We start from the raw sequence: 1631 nt of genomic DNA on the forward strand, positions 1-1631 counted from the left end.
GCCCTGCGCCACCTGGGCGACCTGCCGCGCGGTGTCCTGGGTGGTGAAGATGGTGGCGGGGCTGCCGGTGCCGGCCGGGAAGTGCCTGTCGATGACCTCCTGCCCGGCCACCGAGTCGGTGCGCTGGGTGAACAGCTGGGACTGGCCGAGCGTGGTGGCGCCGAGCTGGGTCACCCCGATCGCGAGCACGGCGAGCGCCACGGCGGTGACGACCCAGACCGTACGGGAGCGGCGCGCCACGAAGCCGGCGATCCGCGCCCAGATGCCGTGCTCGGCGCGCGGGTCGGCCTCGTCGTGCCGGGGCCGCCGGGGCCAGAACGCCCACCTGCCGCCGAGGACCAGCAGCGCGGGCAGGAACGTGAGCATCACCAGCAGCGTGGCGGCGATGCCGACGGCGCTCACCGGGCCGAGCGCCCGGTTGGAGTTGAGACTGGACAGCAGCAGGCAGAGCAGGCTGACGATGACTGTGGCGCCGGAGGCGACGATGGCCGGCGCGGCGCCCTTCCAGGCGGTCTTCATCGCGTCCCAGGGCCGCTCGTGCCGGTGCAGTTCCTCCCGGTAGCGGGCGATGAGCAGCAGCGCGTAGTCGGTGCCGGCGCCGAACACGAGCACGGTGAGGATGCCCTGCGCCTGCCCGTTGAGCTTGACGATGTCGTGGTCGGCGAGCAGGTAGACGAAGACGGCCGCCAGCGAGTACGACATCCCGGCGGCCAGCAGCGGGAAGATCCACAGCACCGGGCTGCGGTAGACGACGAGGAGGATGACCAGGACCACGGTGAGGGTGACGAGCAGCAGCGGTCCGTCGATCGCGCCGAACACCTCGATGAGGTCGCCGAGCAGCCCGGCGGGTCCGGCGACGTCGACGGTGAGCCCGTCGCGGTCCGGGCCGGCGATGTCGCGCAGGCGTTCCACCACCGCGCGGATCTGTTCGCCCTCGCCGCTGTCGATCGGCACGATCACCTGGGCGGCCTGCCGGTCCTGGCTGACGACCGGTGGCGGCAGCGGGCCGACCACGCCCGGTACGTCGGCGAAGCGGGCCGCGTCGGCCTGGATCCGTTGCTGGTCGGCCGGGGTGAGGCCACCGGCGCGTTCGTAGACCACGAGCGCCGGCGTGGTCTCCCGGTCGACGAATCCGGCGGCCAGGTCCTGCGCGCGGGTGGCCTCGGCGTCGGCCGGCAGGAAGGAGGCGTTGTCGTTGGTGGAGACCTCGCCGAGCTTGCCCGAGTACGGCCCGGCGACGCCGCCGATGATCAGCCAGCCGAGCACCACGGCTACCGCGATCAGCGTCGCGGTCCAGCGGCTGCGTCCTGCGGCCATCTCCACCGTCCTCAAATCGACGCAACAATCGACGCAGCGGGAGTCTAGGTCGACGCCGACCATCCTGCCGGGCGACTGACGACTCGCGGGCGGAAACCGGGCAGCCGGGACACGCGAGGGGCCGGAACGGGAAACGCCCGCCGGCAGGGCCGACGGGCGTGACGTGGAGCGAAGCTCCCCCGATTGGACTCGAACCAATAACCTGCCGGTTAACAGCCGGCTGCTCTGCCAATTGAGCTACAGGGGACCGTGCACCGCTCGGATCGGATCTCTCCGCTCCGTGCGACGGGGACAAGAGTACAGGACATCGGGGG

Annotated in this window: 1 protein-coding gene and 1 tRNA gene; both read right to left on the reverse strand. The window is 71.9% G+C overall.

What is annotated here, in order from left to right:
* Positions 1-1317, reverse strand: a 1317-nt coding sequence (locus KBX39_RS30700) for an MMPL family transporter (RefSeq protein ID WP_210873894.1), incomplete at its 3' end; no start/stop codon positions are given.
* Positions 1318-1491: 174 nt separating this feature from the next.
* Positions 1492-1564, reverse strand: a tRNA-Asn gene (locus KBX39_RS30705).
* Positions 1565-1631: the final 67 nt, after the last annotated feature.

The sequence above is a fragment of the Micromonospora sp. D75 genome (assembly GCF_018070405.1).
Classification (GTDB): Bacteria; Actinomycetota; Actinomycetes; order Mycobacteriales; family Micromonosporaceae; genus Micromonospora; species Micromonospora chalcea.